We start from the raw sequence: 16895 nt of genomic DNA, 5'->3' as shown, positions 1-16895 counted from the left end.
AATCTTGACATTGTCAGGATTTTTTTTCTTTAATTTCTCTAATGTCGTATTTTTTTTCTTTAATTGGTTCATTAGGAAAGAAATCCTTAATAGAACAGCCTAATGCTATAGCAATTAAATTCAAGTGAATTAAATTATATTTAGCTTTTTTAGAAGGCGCTTCGATCTGTGAAATAAATCCAATGTTTTTTCCAATCGAAAGAGATAGTTCTTCTTGAGTAATTCCTTGTACTTCGCGTAATTCTTTTATACGCTTTATAACAAATCTTTCAATTTCGTCTAGTGATTCATTCATAATTCAAAGTGAATGAAAAACAATAAAAAATATTATGTACTATAGTACATAATTTAAAAAATATTTTTACATTTGTCGAATAAGCTACAATAAAGTAGCTTTGCGATACTTCAACGAAAAATAGAAGCTATTGCTTAGAATCTCGATCTGAAAACTGGTACTTTAAAGCAACGAGACGATAAGCTAGAAGCTCACGACCTAGGCGTGGGCTCTCTTATCTGTTGCAGGGTATACCAGTACCTCAGATCGGATATTGTAGAGTTCCATGCCGTTTTTATTATATGTTGTTTTTCTTTTCTACAATCATCTTTTTCTAAGTTGCTTCATCTTGTAAAGTATCATGATCCATTACAATGGAGTGTACAATCCATTGCGGCTTCAAGCTTCCACGTGAATACAGATTTATATTGTAACATTTAAGAAATACAATGCATGAAAAATACAAGCACACATTTTGAACCTCAGCTTTGGAAAGGCGGTAAGAAGCGTTCCGGGCTACAGCTGATGGAGAACTTTTTCCGGTTCAATGAGCTGGCTGTCTCTAAAGAGAAGTTAAACAGCATTATGAATTACGCCGTAAAGCGAAATAGCTGGATCAATGAAGATCCGTCGGTAGTCTTTCAGTTTCATCAGGCAGTGCGGTCGTTTGTCCGTGCGTGCTACCTCATCCATCTGGAGGGGAAGAAATGGGTGGTTGATACCACGGTAGAAAATCCTTCTCCACTATTTCTCGGTCTGCTTTCGGAGAAAGAATACCATAATCCTCTGCTGGTTTTTAAAAAAGCTTTCAAAGAATACAGCATCAAAGAGTTTGATTATTTTATGTCCGGGATTGTTTATTTCTCAATGGGAGCCTACGATAAGCTTCCGGAAACGAATCTCGTTAACCCATATATCCACTTGCTGAAAATGCTGGATGCTGCACACCTTATTCTTCAAATGAGAGGGAGGTAGAGGCTGGAAGAGGGAAGCTGCTATGTTTGCAGGTATTGGTCACCAGCATACAATGATGTTTTTTAACTGAAAAAGAGAAAACTCCTGAAGCAGAGCATAATACTGATGATATTCTTTGTATTTTTAGTACCGCAACAAAGGTTAAGGAAACATCAAAACTGGCTTTGTAAAAATCAAATGTTATTATTCCTGAAGTTGTCAATATGGTAAACAAATAGAAAATGAACGGCAAAATAATACAATCCATCTTGGGGTTTTCTTTTACTTTATTTCTTCTTTCCTGTTCGGGAACAAAGAATGTTGTTGAGGTTGAAAAGGTAAAAAGGGATTCACTCTATACAGAAATTCAGCAGATTGGTTTGGAAGCAGCCAGAAATAACAATGTTCCCGGGGTAGCCATAGCTGTGATTCAGAATGGAAAAATAGTGTGGACACAATGTATTGGGTTTGCTGATAAAGAAAATCAGAAGCCGGTAACCACAGAAACTATTTTTAATGTGGGTTCTGTTTCCAAAATGGTATCTGCATGGGGATTCATGCAGCTCACAGAAAAAGGGCTTGTAAACCTGGATGATCCTGTAAATGACTATCTGACCCGCTGGAAACTGCCTGCTTCCCAATATGATATATCAAAAGTGACCTTAAGGCGTATTCTCAGCCATACGGCAGGACTTTCGGTACATGGGTATGGAGGTTCTGAACAAGGAACAAAATTGTTGAGTCTGGAAGAATCCCTTTCCGGAAAGACCAAAAGAAATGGGGAAAGCGTGCGTTTGATCAGTGAGCCGGGAACAAAATGGGAGTACTCGGGTGGCGGCTATACATTGGCACAGCTGATGCTCGAAGAAAGAACGAAGGAGAAATTTGCAGATTATATGAAGAAGAACGTATTCAAACCTTTAGGATTGAATCATACTACCTATGAATGGACGGAAGAAATGATGAAAAATTCTGCAACAGCTTATGATGCTTCGGGTAAGCCTATAAAGAACAGAATATTTACAGAACAGGCTGCCGCAGGACTGCAGACAACAGTGTTGGACCTGGCACATTTTGCAGAATTGTCATTAAACTATGAGCCCAACCAACTGCACAAAGTGTTAAAACCGTCAACCGTACAATTGATGGAAAAATCTGTTTTGCCATTTTCCGATAAAGGAAAGAGTGGCCTTGGATATCGTTTTATGTATTATGAGGAGCTTGAAACAGTAGGACATACCGGAGAGAATGAAGGCTGGAGTGCTGGCTTGTTTATGCATTTGCCCACAAAGAGCAGTATTGTGATTCTCTGTAATGGTTCCAACGGAGATCGGGTTTGGTATCCTGTTTATCAGAGCTGGGCAAAAAGAATAAAAGCAAACTGAAGCAGAATAGTACAATGAAAAAATCCAGAAAAGTGTTTTCTGGATTTTTGTATGATGGCTTAGGAGGTTTATTTCAGGACTTTCTCGTAGATCTCATTCAGCAGGTTTTGTCTCATTTTAGAATTTCTTTGATTTAAAAGGATAATTATGCCCCATTTTTTTGCTCTGTTGTAGCAGATGATGGAAGATTGGCCCATAGAATCGCCGGACTTCAGGTAAATGGTATTCTGGTCATCAGTATTAATGGTAAGGCCGAGTCCCATTTCTCTTTTTTCATCCTTATAGTAGAGCTTTTCGGTGAGCATTGCGGCTTCAGATATTGGATTTCCGTTGGTGAGAACCGCTTTCAGATACGTGAGCATATCCGAAGCATTTGATTTTACCAATCCTGCCGATGCGGTAATGTTCCACTTGAAAAATTCCTGAATACCGCCATTGGGATTATAACCCGCTGTGATATTCCTAACATTGAAATCTTTTGTCAAGGTGTTGGTCATCTGCAGAGGAATGATTATTTTTTCACGAATTACTTCATCATAGCTTTTACCGTACACCTTTTCCAGTATCTGTCCCAGCAGTGTATAACCAATCGTAGAATAGCGGTATTTGCCATAATCAATAAGTTCATTGCAGTTGTTGACAATGGAAGTCAGGGTTTTTTCTGTGACATTGCTTACAGGCTGCTGCGGATTTAATTCTATTAATTTAGCAAAATCTATATCTGGCAGGCCGGATTGATGAGAAGCCAGATCTGAAATTTTGATTTTGTTTTTGAGGTTTTTCTGTAAAATATAACCTTTAGGCAGATAATTGTCAATATAATCCTCTGGTTTTAGCTTGTTCTCAATAACGGCCTGGGCAATTAAATTGGACGTCAGAATTTTAGTAATAGACGCAATTTCAAATATGGAATTCTTATTAACGTCAACAGGACTTTCTTTGCTAAGTTTTCCATAAGCCGTATAATATTCTTCATCATTGCTGATAAATCCAACACTGATGGCCACGTCCGGATTCTTCTGATAATTGTCTTTGATGATTGAATCTATTTTTTTGGAAATGTTCTGTCCAAAAGTAAAAGTACTCATCAGTAATAGTACTGCTAAAAAGGTAAATGAAGTTTTCATTGTATCGTTATTTTAATGGTTAAAAATGATTTCGATACAAAGATGTGGAAGTGCTTACCTCTACGCGACCGAATAAAAGTATTCGGCCTCATTGGCCTGAAAAAATGCGTTCGGGTAATGTAAGATGCAAGTACGAGTAATTACAAGGTGTTGTTTTGTAGTAGGTTACGATATTGTATAAGTGTGTTTGCTGTATGCTTTTTAAAAGCAGTATTGAAAGAAGATTTTGAATTGAAAACTACTTTATATAGGATTTCCAGCAACAGACAGCACATACAGATAAAAAAAAGGAATCTGTAAAATATAAGAAAGAATGAAATAATGTAACGCAATATTTTATAATTTCAATATCATATTTTAAGGGAGCAAAAACGGAATCCACTTCACGTAGTAATGACAAAGACGAAAGTTATCATTCTTTAAAAAATACAGACAGCTACTTCTATAACTATCATAACTTCCTTCCTTCAGCTTCCCGCTTCAAAATTAAAAAGAGGCTGAAAAAGCCTCTTTTTCTCATTTCAAAATCTGTTGATCATAAAGAAGATGGTCATCTTCATCAAAACTTATGATCAGTACTTTATATTGTTTTGCACTATCATTATTAAAGAATTTAATTCTCGGTGGAACATAATCGCTGTCAAATAAATTCGGATTCCAGTAAAGGGTTTCTCTGGTGTCATTTTCAATTTTTTCCGGAGCGTCATCATTTATCATTTCAATAGGAAACTCTGAAGGTTTGTCATATCCTTTGATGATGGCTGAGTTGTTCTTTGGTGCTTCCTTTTCATTACTTTTGGACTTCATATTTCCTTTCATGGTGTAGATGGCTACGGCATCACCTATTAACCCTGAGCCTTTAATAATTTTTACCATCGCAATATTATTAACAGGCATGTTTGAAATCATGGTAGGGTCAGTAAGTACCTCATCTAAATACAGCTTAGCCTGCTGGCCCCGGATGTACGGTACGTTTACTCCTGAATTATTTCTTTGAAACGTTAATCCGGCAGCTCTTCCCTGCAGCCAGTCTAATATATTGGTAGATCCTGAAGCATGCTGGTCTTCATTCACGAAATCGAAGACCGTAGAATTTACAGAACTGAACATTCCGGTGGAGAGCTGCTTATCTAATTCTTCTTTTGGGTCTTTCTTTTTTCCTACCAATGCTACTTCCTGAATCTGGATATCATTACCCTCTGTTTTTTTATAATTTTTTTGAGTATTAATGGCTCTGGAAATTGCCGGAGGAAGGGTTTTGTTTTTAGCAGCTTTTATCAATGTATATTTTGTGCCCGGGAAATTACCTTTAAATTCTGAAGGATTTACCAGAGGTTCTACAGTGACGAATAAATTATCAGTATCTGATTCTTTATTTTCTGAATTGACGAATAATGAAACATTCACAGGTTCATCATTGTTAAGATTATTTAAATAAACATACCCGTTTTGATCTGTTTTAAATTGATTAAAGGCCGGTTGATTTTTCCCTAACTGCAATACTAAATTTACATCAGAGTTGATGAGTAGAGCATTGTTTTTAATAGGCTTTACTCTGTAAGAAAGATATTGCTGAGATTGGGTTTTCATGACAGGGGCAGTTCCGCTGAGTACGGAATTCCAGTCGAATCTCTTCCAGTTTTCGGAAATAAGCAGTGCGTCCAAAGCTTCACTATTGGCATTTTTGGAAAAATATTGTGCCGGGCTGTCTATTTTTGAAGTAAAATCTCCCGTTAGCCAAAGTCCGCTAAGGATATTTTCTTCTTCCGGAGTGGAGGTGCTGCCGTCATCTTCACTCACTACAACCGTATAATTTTTAAAATAAGACTCCGGAGAAAGATCAATGCTGTTGAAAGATCTTGGGGTTTGTTTTAAGCTCTGAGCTATGATTTCTGCTTTTTCAATCTTTAAATCACCAGGTTTTATAAAGCAAAGTCTTTGGGCCACAAGATTGTCCTGCTCATCAAAAATGGCCAATTGCAAAACACCGTTGGCTCCGTTGCTGATTTTTGTGGGAATAAGACTTGATGCCTCGTTGGTTAAATGGTTGATATTTGCTCTGTAAGCAAGATGGTTATTGATAAGTCCTACAATTTTATAACCCTGCAGCTGTTGTTTCAGATTAACGCCTTTTAAAGTATATTTAATCCCTTCTTTAGAGCTGTGAACTTCTACATTCAGGCCGCTGTCTGCAGCTTGTGGCAGATCTATGGTCTGGCTTTTCCCTGCATTATCCTGGATAACAGCCTGGTATTTTTTTCCGGATGCCGGAGTTATTGTAAAGGAAGCCACATTTTTATCAAAAGATTTAAATGTAGTGACGGGAGTTTTTGGATTTTGTACATCAATTATTTTTCCGGTCCAGTTTTCCGGTAAAGAACTGGCAGATAATCTTACTGCAAATTTGGTAGGCATCCCGTTAATGAAAGTTCCTCCTTCCGGAAACATTTTTGCAGACCAATCAGAATTTTTAGCAATCACTAATGATTCTGTGGAATTTGGGTTGTAAACCGGAAGTGTTTTAACAATCTGAAAATCTTCGTTAAAATTAGTCATGTAAGGCGTATAAGCTCTTACAAAATAAACCTGTTCAGGAAGGTCTTCTTTTAGTTGAAAATCTCCGCTGCCTTCCCCATTAGTAAGAAGTACCGTTTTCCAGTCTATTAATTTTTTATCAGAATTGTACAATTCTACAAACAGGGTAGTAGATAATGCAGAACGGTTATAGCCATCAAATACGAAACTTTTGAACCAGATTTTGTCACCAGCGGCATATTGGGATTTGTCGGTAAGTAAGTATACTTTCTCCTGCTCGTAATTATTCTCAAGATTGGTAATTGCTTTTTCTAATTTGGTTTGTGCCAGTACAGGCGTTACCATTGAGATAAGCAATACACAGAATATATTTTTCATAAAAATCTCAGCGCATTTTAATTCTATGCTAAAGTAATCATTTAAAGGATTCGGAAATTGATATTGACCCAATTTCAGGCGTATTTCTTTCAGATTTTAATGGATAGGTTTTTAACAGTAAAATCTGTAGAAGAATTTTTTCGGAAAAACGGTACTGATAAAGCGGTTTGATGATAACAACCCTTTTACAACTGTTCAGTATTTTATCAATAACATAAGATGTGGTAGGATAAAAACCGCAAATAAAACCTATCTTTAATTACATGAATTGGAGAAGCTTATAGAGGACGGGAAGTAATTCCGGTGTCGGCAAGATAGTTGTATTCAATGAAGAACCAAACCAAAATATAAACTATGAATATGCGGGTAAAACAGAATTATCGTCTTAAGAATGATTATTCCGATAACTTCGGCGCGGATGTCTTAAAAGGTCTGTCTGCTCATCCGAAAAAATTATCTTCAAAATATTTTTATGACAAAACAGGAGACCACCTCTTCCAGCAGATTATGGTCATGCCTGAATATTATCTTACCAATTGTGAGCTGGACATATTTCAAAATAAAACAGAAGAACTAGCAAAAGCGATTTCCAATATCAATGAATCTTTTGATCTGATAGAATTGGGAGCAGGCGATGCGATGAAATCATCTTACCTTCTCAAAAATTTAGTAGAAAAAGGAACAGATTTCACCTATATGCCTATTGATATTTCGGGAAATATTCTTTCTGTTTTGCAGGAAAACCTGAAGAAAAAACTTCCTGAACTGGAAATCTTACCATTGGAAGGAGAGTATTTTGATATGCTTGATAAAGCCACCGGTATTTCGAAAAGGAAAAAAGTGGTCCTTTTCTTAGGCGGGAATATCGGAAACATGGAAAGTGAGGAAGCCGGACATTTCTGCAATGAAGTGAAAAGAAAACTGAATGCCGGAGATTTGTTTCTCGTAGGTTTTGACCTCAAGAAAAATCCAAACACCATTCTTGCCGCTTATAACGATCCTGCGGGAATTACCGCTTCGTTCAATCTTAATCTTCTTACCAGAATCAACCGGGAACTGAAAGCTGATTTCAAGGTGGAAAATTTTCAGCACTATCAAAACTATGACCCCATTTCAGGAGCCTGCAGAAGTTTTTTGGTGAGCCTTTATGATCAGGAAGTACATGTGGGAAATCATTTGTTTCATTTTAAAAAAGATGAGCTGATTGATATGGAGGTTTCTCAGAAATTTTCGGAACAGGATATCAAAAAACTGGCTGTAGAGTCAGGTTTTCATATTCTTGTTGAAATTAGAGATACTAAAAACTGGTTTGTAGATTCTATCTGGATGGTATAATTTAAAATGATTTTTTATGAAAAAAGATGCATTACTTGTACAGGCAAATCCTCATAAAAACTGGATAAAAAAATATTCCGAAATCCGGAATCATTCCGTTGAGATCTGCAGTCCTCTGGAAATTGAAGATTACGTAGTTCAGCCTATCGTGGATGTGAGTCCTCCGAAATGGCATTTAGGCCACACAACCTGGTTTTTTGAAACCTTTATTTTGCAGCCCAATTTTCCGGGATATGAGGTTTTTGATCCTCAGTATAATTTTGTGTTCAACAGTTATTACGAAACCATCGGTGCCCGTGTAATCCGTACCGACAGGGGAAATCTGAGCCGTCCTTCTGTTTCAGATGTTTTTAAATACCGTGAATATGTAGATCAGAAGATGGATGAATTTCTTCAGAACGGATATCTTACTGAATCACTGGAATCTTTACTGGAATTGGGCTTAAACCACGAACAGCAGCACCAGGAACTGTTACTGACAGACATCAAATATATTTTAGGTCACAATCCTTTATTTCCTGCTTACAAAAAGGAAAATACTTCAAAAAAAGAAACTGCTGGAAATTTTGAAATGATAAGTTTTCCAGAAGGAATTTATGAAATTGGGTTTAAGGGTGAAGGTTTTTGTTTTGATAATGAGCTCGGAAGACACAAAGTATATCTGAATGATTTTAAGATTTGCAGCCAATTAGTGACTAATAAAGAATATTTAGAATTTATTGAAGCTGGCGGTTACGAAGATTTCAGACACTGGCATGCCGAAGGCTGGGATTGGGTAAAACAGAATAATGCAAAATCCCCTTTATACTGGCATTGTATTGATGGAAAATGGATGAATTATACGTTAAACGGCTTACAGGAAATCGACCTGAAGGAAGCCGTCTGCCATATCAGTTTTTTCGAAGCTTCTGCTTTCGCTTCATGGAAAGGAAAACGCTTGCCAACTGAAGCTGAATGGGAAGTGGCATCAGCGCATTTGGAATGGGGAAAACGCTGGGAGTGGACCAATTCTGCTTATCTTCCGTATCCGAGATATAAAAAAGAAGCAGGAGCTGTAGGAGAATATAACGGGAAATTTATGGTGAATCAAATGGTGCTTCGTGGTGCTTCAGCAGCAACTCCGCACGGGCACAGCAGAAATACCTATCGGAACTTTTTCCAGACTCATTTACAGTGGCAGTTTACCGGAATCAGACTTGCACAATAATTTTACCTATGATTACAGTTGAATCGGTTTCAAAAAGTTTTAACGGAAAAAAAGCAGTGGATGCTATTTCTTTTCAGGCCAATGATAAGGAAATTTTGGTGCTTTTAGGAACAAGCGGCTGCGGAAAAACAACCATGCTGAAAATGATAAATCGTCTTATCGAAGTGGATTCCGGAACTATTCTGATTGACGGTAAAAATATTCAGTCCCAAAAAGTGGAAGAGATACGGATGGGAATTGGCTTTGTCATGCAGCATTCCGGGTTATTTCCCCATTATACTATACAACAGAATATAGCAGTCATTCCCGATTTACTGAAATGGGACAAAAAAAAGACGGATGGTAAAATCCGTGAATTATTGCATAAGCTTCATCTTTCAGAAGAGATCCTTACACGTTTTCCTAACGAATTAAGCGGCGGCCAGCAGCAAAGAGTGGGAATTGCCCGTGTTTTGATTGCCGATTCGCCTGTTTTGTTGATGGATGAACCGTTCGGAGCATTGGATAATATTACCAAAAGCGATATTCATACAGAATTCAAATCACTGGAAGAGCTTAAAAATAAAACAATTATTCTGGTTACTCACGATGTTCAGGAGGCATTCGATTTAGGTCATAAAATTTGTCTGATGGATAAAGGAAAGATTATTCAGACTGGAACTCCAAAAGAAATGCTGTACCAGCCCCAAAATGATTTTGTTAAAAACTTCTTTGCCAAAAACCGGCTTTTACTGGAATACAAAGTGGCTACATTGAAGGATATGACTTCTCTGATTGATGGTCATCGTTTCTATGAAGAGCTTCAGTTTTCAGACAATATAGGTTTATGGGATGCATTACAGCAGTTGAGTGCAGATACTTCGCTTTCCGGAGATTATGAAAATCTGATTAAAGCTTTTAATGAATACCGACAATTCCAGACTGTATGAGTGAACAAAGTTTTTGGCAGTTTGTCACAGAGCAGCATGAAAAACTGCTTACTCAGATTGTACAGCACCTGGGACTCACTTTTTTGTCTCTGTTTCTGGCCATTATTATTGGTGTGCCTTTAGGAATCTTAATTGCTAGAAAAAGAAAATTATCAGGTTCTGTTTTGGGAATTGCAGGAATTTTACAGACTATTCCGAGCATTGCTTTGCTGGGATTTATGATTCCTGCTTTCGGGATCGGGGCAACTCCGGCTATTGTTGCTCTGCTGATCTACGCGCTTTTACCCATTATCAGAAATACGTATACCGGAATCATGGAAGTAGATCCGGCGGTCACTGAAGCCGCAAAAGCAATGGGGATGAATAGAAAACAATTGCTTTTCAAAGTTCAGCTTCCTTTGGCAATGCCTGTCATTATTGCGGGCATCAGAACTGCGGCAGTCATCAATGTTGGGGTGGCAACTTTAGCTTCATTTGTGGCGGCGGGAGGTTTGGGTGAATTTATTTTTGGCGGAATTTCCCTCAATAATACCAATATGATTCTGGCCGGAGCAATTCCTGCAGCGTTACTGGCTGTTCTTTTAGATCAGACCATTGCGGTTTTGCAGAAATTAAGCTATCAGTCCGTAAAGAAATTAAAATATATTGTTCCTGTAGTATTGGTGATTATCGGCATTATTTATCTTTTGACTTCCGTGTCGGATCATAAGCTTAAAGCAGGCTTTACGCCTGAGTTTATGGGACGGCAGGATGGGGATCTGGGACTTCGTTCGGTGTATGGGCTTGATGCACATCCGCTGGTTGTAAGTGATGCCATTATGTACAAAGCAGCCTACGAAAAAGAACTGGACCTCATCAGCGGATATTCCACAGATGGCAGAATCAAAGCTTTTGATTTGTATGTTCTGGAGGATGACAAGAAGATTTTCCCTCCTTATTTTGCTGCTCCGGTAATCAAAACAAAAACTCTGAAAAAGTTTCCTGAACTGGAAAAAACATTGAATCTTTTAGCTGGGAAATTCAATGATTCAATCATGACAGATCTGAATTATAAAGCGGATTATCTCAAACAGACTCCTGAGAAAATCGCCAAAGATTTTTTATTAAAAACACATTTGTATAAAAATCCACGCAAAGGAAATTCTCAAACCATAAAAATCGGTTCAAAAATTTTTGGTGAGCAATATATTCTTACCGAAATTTACAAAATGCTCATTGAAGGCTACACGGATTATAAAGTGGAAACGAAAACAGGGCTTGGCGGAACGAAAATCTGCTTTGATGCTCTGGTGAATGATGCGATTGATTTTTATCCCGAATATACAGGAACCGGACTTTTGGTTTTGCTGAAACCTTCGGCAAAAACGATAGAAGAAGTTTCTAAAAGCCCGGAAAAAACGTTCGACTATGTCAATCTGGAATTCCAGAAACAGTACGGGATTGAATGGCTGCAGCCACTTGGTTTTAATAATTCTTATGCTTTGATGATGCGGAAAAAACAGGCTGATGAACTTAAAATTAAAAATATTTCAGACCTGAAAAATTATCTGGATCCAAAATAATGACCCTAAACATGAAATACAATTTCGACGAAATTATAGAAAGAAGAGGAACCGATTCTGTAAAATGGGATTGGGCAAGAGAAGATATTTTACCGATGTGGGTTGCTGATATGGACTTTAAAACCGCTCCGGAAGTGATTGAGGCTATCGCTGAGAAGGTTTCTCATGGTATTTTCGGATATGGTACAATTCCTAAAGACTTTCATCAGTCAGTGATTGATTGGTGGGAAACAAATCATCATTTTACCATAGAAAAAGACTGGCTTTTGCCTGCAACGGGGATTCTTCCATCGCTTTCAGCCATCGTTCGTACGTTTGTGAAGCCTGATGAAAATATTATTTTGCAGACTCCTGTTTACAATCACTTTTTCACCATTTTAGAAAATTATGGATGTCATATAGTCTGCAATGATTTGAAATATGAAGGAGGAGATTACACCATTGATTTTGATGATCTGGAAAAAAAAGCTTCTGATCCGAAAACTAAACTTTTGTTGTTCTGCAATCCGCATAATCCGGTGGGAAAAGTCTGGACAAGAGAAGATTTGGAAAAAATAGCGGAGATTTGTTCACGGAATAATGTGATGGTGGTTTCTGATGAAATTCATTCTGATTTGATTTTTAATAATCTGCGGCATATTCCGTTTGTTTCGGTAGCTCAGAATGATGAGCTGCAATCGGTGACTTGCGGTTCACCATGTAAGACTTTTAATTTTTCAGGTTTACCAATATCGTACCTGATTTCCCGGGACAAAAATATATTGGAACAGACCCGTAAGACTTTAGAGCTTCAGGAAAACAGCTATCCAAACCCAATTGCAATAGAAGCCTTGATTTCAGCCTATACAAAAGGAAATGAATGGATGGGTGAGCTTAAAGACTATCTATATCAGAATTTTATATTTCTTAGAGATTTTTGCGGTGAACATCTGCCTGCCATCAAAGTAATTTCTTTGGAAGCAACCTATCTGGTTTGGCTGGATTGCCGCTCATTTGGTAAAACTTCTGATGAATTGTCAAAAATTCTTCTGATGGAGGGTAAAGTCTGGCTTAATTCCGGAACAATGTACGGGAAAAATGGAGAAGGTTTCCTGAGAATCAATATCGGTTGTCCAAGGCAGCTCCTGACGGAAGGTCTGGAGCGGTTAAAAAAATCTTTGAAGGAATAAAGCGGGAAACCAGGAAAAATGGTAACCGGAATTAATGAGATAAAAAGTAAGCGCCAATTTTCACAAATTGGCGCTTACTTTATTTAGACAACCTGACTATTGGTTTAATTGTGTTTACAAGTTGTTAGAACATGACGGTTTTGAGTGGCAATGCATTGTGATATGTTGAAAATTACATGCTGTAAGTGTGAATTAAATAAAAATGTACTGTAAATTAAAAATTTAGACAGAAAAAAATAATCAATATTGAGTGAAGAAAGTGTGTTGAAAGAATATTTTTGTTATTTTTATAAAATAAACTAATACATGTAAATAGATGAAAATTATTCATACATAAGTATTTATTTAAATATAATATCTTAAAAATAATCCTTTTTAATTTTAATAATATAATAAATCTTGTCCGATACAAGGTTGTCTTTCTGTGTGCTAAAGACAATGTTTTATTAAAAATAGATACGCAGAAAATAAGCTTAAACCATACACTTAAAACCAAATTATTCTTATGGAAAAACAACACAATCACACGCATGGCTGCACCCATTGCTCATGCCACAATCCTGTTTTAGATGTTCTTAAAGAAGAACTTTTCAGTGCAGAAAATCTGACGAAAATTAATCCCGGTTCCGGAAAAGCAACCCACGAAAAACCACAAACACTGATGGTAAGTGGAGGTACTATTCTGCCTATGATCGGTGGATCAACGGATACCATTGAAGCCATTGGATTTGCTGATGGAAAAGTTGTTGTCACCGGTACAGCAGATCAGGTAGAAACCTATATGAATGACAAACATTCAGGATTTCAAAGAAAAGAATTGACAGGCACTCAAACTTTACTTCCCGGACTGATAGAACCCCATGTTCATATGATTCCTACGGCAATGATGACCGGCTGGCTGGATCTGAGTCCTTTTGACGGACAGAATTTAAAAGCAATATACGATTTGACTTCTGTTGGGGCCATTATCAACGGGCACATTCCAAAAATTCCTGGAGCGGTTATTTTAGGAAGAGGATTGGATCCTTCTTTAATGCCATTTACGGAAAAAGAAGGCAAAAAAGAGTTAATAACGATTGATAATGTCATCCTTGATACGATTAATCATGATACTCCTATGATGCTGTTAAGCGCCTCAATGCATACCCTTTATCTGAATACGAAGGCATTAGAGTATGTGTTTGATCATAATCCTGATATAAAAAGTGAGTATAAAACTGTTGACAAATATATCAGCGAAACGAAAGGCCAGCTGCAGGAAGGTTTACAGATGACTCCGGCATTGAAGACCATAAAGCTGCAGATCATTGCAATGAGCATAGAGATCAACCGTTATCTTACGGAGCTTTTTAACACGGCCAATTCAAGAGGAGTTACTTTTATGTATGATGCCGGGCTTAATAAGGGCTCGGTAACACTTTTAACCAAATATTTTGAGACGCATCCTGAGGTGGTAAGAACGGGTGGGGCACATCTTTGTTCCAATCAGGAGGATGTAGATAAACTGGAACCTTATAAAGAGCCGGAACACTATAAACCTGTATATTATGGACATATTAAAGTGGTTTCAGATGGCTCAAACCAGGGATTAACCGGATATCAGAGTGCTCCATACCTGTGTGATCCTGCCAATAATACAGGGGTATTTAATTTCCCGCAGACTGGTATTCCTGCCCATACAATTCCGCCAAGCTATAATACATTGATCAATTCTGTGGTAGCGGTAAAAGGCTGGCCATTAATGGTTCATGCCAATGGTGATCAGGCAGTAACATTTGCCATCAATGCGTATCAGCGTACTCTGGCTCAATATAAAGGTCCGGAGCTTCGTAACCGTATAGAACATTGTTCACTTCTTACTGCAGATCAGATTACCAATATGCTCCAGATGGGAGTTTCACCAAGTTTCCTAATCGGACACGTAGGGTACTGGGGATATGCTTTTAAGGAAGTAATATTCGGTGCAAAGGCACAAATGCTCGATCTTTGCGGTTCAACGCTTGCTGCCGGAATGAGAATTACCCTTCACAGTGATAATGAGGTGAGTCCGTTAGGTCCTTTGAGAATGATGGAACAATCAATTACCAGAATCATGGAAAAGAATCCAAAGGATATTGAAGTTTTAAATGGTGCGGAACGTCTTACTCCTGAACAGGCTTTGATTGCGGTTACTTATGATGCTGCATGGCAATGTTATGCAGACAAATGGGTGGGATCGTTAGATAATGGGTATTTTGCTGATTTTGTTATATTGGAACAGAACCCGCTTTCGTTAAATACCCCTTCATTGCAATATATGAAAATGAGGGATATTCCGGTATTGGAAACCTGGGTAGGCGGTATATGTGTATATACCTATGATCAGAATAGAAAGACAGAGACCGAAAAAGACATGATTTTTTCAGGCAAATAATAATAAGTTCTGAAAAAATTAAATAGTTGCTAACTAAATATCAATCAGAGCAGATGATTTCTGCTCTGATTCATTAACCCAATATAATTTTATACTTTGCTTTTAACTCTTTATAATACCTCTTAGCTAAAGTATAGTGGCTTTGACTAGCAGCAGTAACAAAAAAATATATCAGGCAGTCAATTTCGGATAGAGATTTTTTACAGTAATGTTTTTAAGTAGATTAATAGAGAATTTGCTATTTCTGTATTCATTTTAGACGATACTATTTGTTGAAGTTTGGGTTGTTCTTTTTGATACATATCATATAGTTTCTTATTATTTTGTATCAAACAAAACTCTACATTAGCTATTCTGTCAGCTAATTTTACAATGATACTAATTTGATTATGAATAAGTTTATTATACATATTGTCTTTTCTTTCTTCTCTGTTTTTACCATCTCCATCAGTTAAAGAATACACAATTTCAGTAATTTTTTTTCCAAATCTTTTTTCTAATTCTTCAATTGAAACTGTAGTATCTTCCAATATATCGTGAAGCCATGCACTTATCAGGATATCAGTGTTTTCTTGATTTGTCGGGAGAATAGAAAATCTCATTAATACACTTACTACATTGCCTAAATGAATTTCATAGGGGTATATTCCATAGTGCTGACGATTGTGTTTTTCTATTGCAAATTTTCTAGCATTATACAGCTGGTCTTTATAATTCATCTTACTTCTTTATCTATTATTTTCATGATCTCTTTTGCTCTGATTTCATCTACAAATTCTCCCGGTGTTGGATCCGGATAATAACTTAATGCTGCTTTTTCGCTATGCCATTCTCCATTATAGTATTCTTCTCCCTGCAATCCTGTGTCTTTATACATTACCGCTCTTAGTAGTGAATAGTGTTCCTTATTATTGATCTTTTCTATTTCAAAGTGATAATATAAAATTTTTTCTATTGTATCTTTTTTATTCATTTTCAAGTAAATTTATATTTTTTTGGTGTTTTTATTTTTTTATATTCTGCAGCCTGTTTAGCGATTTGTTTGAAATAAAACTCTCCGAAGTCGGGAGACTTCGGAGAGCTGGTTAGCTCATTTTTGAGCTAACCTTGATACAATTTATTGATAATATTAAGAATAGAATAATTTGTTTGTACTACTATAATTAATCTATTTTTTGGGCATTACCCTTGATTATAACATTATTTTCTTTTTGATTTAGATACAAAACTTCCCTTATTACCCAACGTTTATTATCAAAGTTACTTTTCTGACTAAAATACACATTCAAAATTTGTGATATAAAAAAAGTATTAAGATAGCTCATTTTTTCTTTCATTCCAATTTTTGAGTCATTCAAAATATCTTCATAAGAAGGATATTCAGTAAGATTTTCAAATAATTCTAAGGCATAGTTTTCACCGGTTTGTTTATCATCTTCTATTAATTCATTCAACAATTCTTCATACTTGGGTTGCATTATTTTATTGAAAATATCTAGCTCAATATTTATATCAAATTGATATATTTCTTTGTTTTCAATATATTTTTCATAGTAATGTTCATCATAGAATAAATGTTGAGAATTCGTTTCTTGATTATTAATGTATACTTGCATCTTATTTATCT

General features: G+C 36.6%; 14 protein-coding genes. 8 read left to right on the top strand and 6 right to left on the bottom strand.

From position 1 onward, the window contains the following. Positions 1-13 precede the first annotated feature (13 nt). Positions 14-295 carry a helix-turn-helix domain-containing protein gene (locus KYG33_RS07265; protein ID WP_219072950.1) on the bottom strand — a complete coding sequence of 94 codons (282 nt, stop codon included), beginning with the start codon at positions 293-295 and terminating at the stop codon, positions 14-16. A gap of 432 nt (positions 296-727) precedes the next feature. Between KYG33_RS07265 and KYG33_RS07260 the strand changes: the two genes are divergently transcribed. Together KYG33_RS07260 and KYG33_RS07255 are read left to right on the top strand one after the other, a co-directional pair. Further along, the gene (locus tag KYG33_RS07260) at positions 728-1249 is read left to right on the top strand and encodes a hypothetical protein (RefSeq protein ID WP_219072949.1); all 522 of its coding nucleotides are present in this window, start codon (positions 728-730) and stop codon (positions 1247-1249) included. Positions 1250-1470: 221 nt separating this feature from the next. Next, complete coding sequence (locus KYG33_RS07255; RefSeq protein ID WP_219072948.1) at positions 1471-2613, top strand: serine hydrolase domain-containing protein; 1143 nt, start codon at positions 1471-1473, stop codon at positions 2611-2613. Positions 2614-2681: 68 nt separating this feature from the next. On the opposite strand, the gene KYG33_RS07250 is transcribed toward KYG33_RS07255, so the two are convergent. Together KYG33_RS07250 and KYG33_RS07245 are read right to left on the bottom strand one after the other, a co-directional pair. Then, a complete protein-coding gene (locus tag KYG33_RS07250) occupies positions 2682-3740 on the bottom strand; it encodes a serine hydrolase domain-containing protein (protein WP_219072947.1) in 1059 nt (352 codons plus the stop codon). A gap of 516 nt (positions 3741-4256) precedes the next feature. After that, a complete protein-coding gene (locus KYG33_RS07245; protein WP_219072946.1) occupies positions 4257-6653 on the bottom strand; it encodes a hypothetical protein in 2397 nt (798 codons plus the stop codon). 354 nt (positions 6654-7007) lie between these two features. Between KYG33_RS07245 and egtD the strand changes: the two genes are divergently transcribed. The 6 genes from egtD to KYG33_RS07215 all read left to right on the top strand — a co-directional run bounded on the left by egtD (position 7008) and on the right by KYG33_RS07215 (position 15268). Continuing rightward, positions 7008-7988 (top strand): L-histidine N(alpha)-methyltransferase, encoded by a 981-nt coding sequence (gene egtD / locus KYG33_RS07240; RefSeq protein ID WP_219072945.1) that lies wholly within the window; start codon positions 7008-7010, stop codon positions 7986-7988. Between the two features lie 16 nt (positions 7989-8004). Continuing rightward, positions 8005-9195 (top strand): ergothioneine biosynthesis protein EgtB, encoded by a 1191-nt coding sequence (gene egtB, locus KYG33_RS07235; RefSeq protein ID WP_219072944.1) that lies wholly within the window; start codon positions 8005-8007, stop codon positions 9193-9195. An 8-nt stretch (positions 9196-9203) separates the two neighbouring features. Beyond that, the gene (locus KYG33_RS07230) at positions 9204-10124 is read left to right on the top strand and encodes an ABC transporter ATP-binding protein (RefSeq protein ID WP_219072943.1); all 921 of its coding nucleotides are present in this window, start codon (positions 9204-9206) and stop codon (positions 10122-10124) included. After that, the gene (locus KYG33_RS07225; RefSeq protein ID WP_219072942.1) at positions 10121-11686 is read left to right on the top strand and encodes an ABC transporter permease/substrate-binding protein; all 1566 of its coding nucleotides are present in this window, start codon (positions 10121-10123) and stop codon (positions 11684-11686) included. Before KYG33_RS07230 ends, KYG33_RS07225 begins: the two co-directional genes overlap by 4 nt. 11 nt (positions 11687-11697) lie before the next feature. Beyond that, the gene (locus tag KYG33_RS07220) at positions 11698-12855 is read left to right on the top strand and encodes a MalY/PatB family protein (RefSeq protein WP_219072941.1); all 1158 of its coding nucleotides are present in this window, start codon (positions 11698-11700) and stop codon (positions 12853-12855) included. A 505-nt stretch (positions 12856-13360) separates the two neighbouring features. Further along, entirely contained in the window at positions 13361-15268 is a 1908-nt protein-coding gene (locus tag KYG33_RS07215; protein ID WP_219072940.1) for an amidohydrolase, read from the top strand. A 200-nt stretch (positions 15269-15468) separates the two neighbouring features. On the opposite strand, the gene KYG33_RS07210 is transcribed toward KYG33_RS07215, so the two are convergent. The 3 genes from KYG33_RS07210 to KYG33_RS07200 all read right to left on the bottom strand — a co-directional run bounded on the left by KYG33_RS07210 (position 15469) and on the right by KYG33_RS07200 (position 16884). Then, a complete protein-coding gene (locus KYG33_RS07210; protein ID WP_180564111.1) occupies positions 15469-15987 on the bottom strand; it encodes an HD domain-containing protein in 519 nt (172 codons plus the stop codon). Next, entirely contained in the window at positions 15984-16241 is a 258-nt protein-coding gene (locus KYG33_RS07205) for a hypothetical protein (RefSeq protein WP_219072939.1), read from the bottom strand. Before KYG33_RS07205 ends, KYG33_RS07210 begins: the two co-directional genes overlap by 4 nt. A gap of 190 nt (positions 16242-16431) precedes the next feature. Further along, positions 16432-16884, bottom strand: a complete 453-nt coding sequence (locus KYG33_RS07200; RefSeq protein WP_077418665.1) for a hypothetical protein — start codon at positions 16882-16884, stop codon at positions 16432-16434. Between the last annotated feature and the right edge of the window lie 11 nt (positions 16885-16895).

Origin of the sequence: Chryseobacterium sp. D764, from assembly GCF_019317325.1 — a bacterium.
Taxonomy (GTDB): domain Bacteria; phylum Bacteroidota; class Bacteroidia; order Flavobacteriales; family Weeksellaceae; genus Chryseobacterium.
Note: the sequence above shows the minus strand (reverse complement) of the source record. Positions and strands in the feature narration are given on the sequence as shown.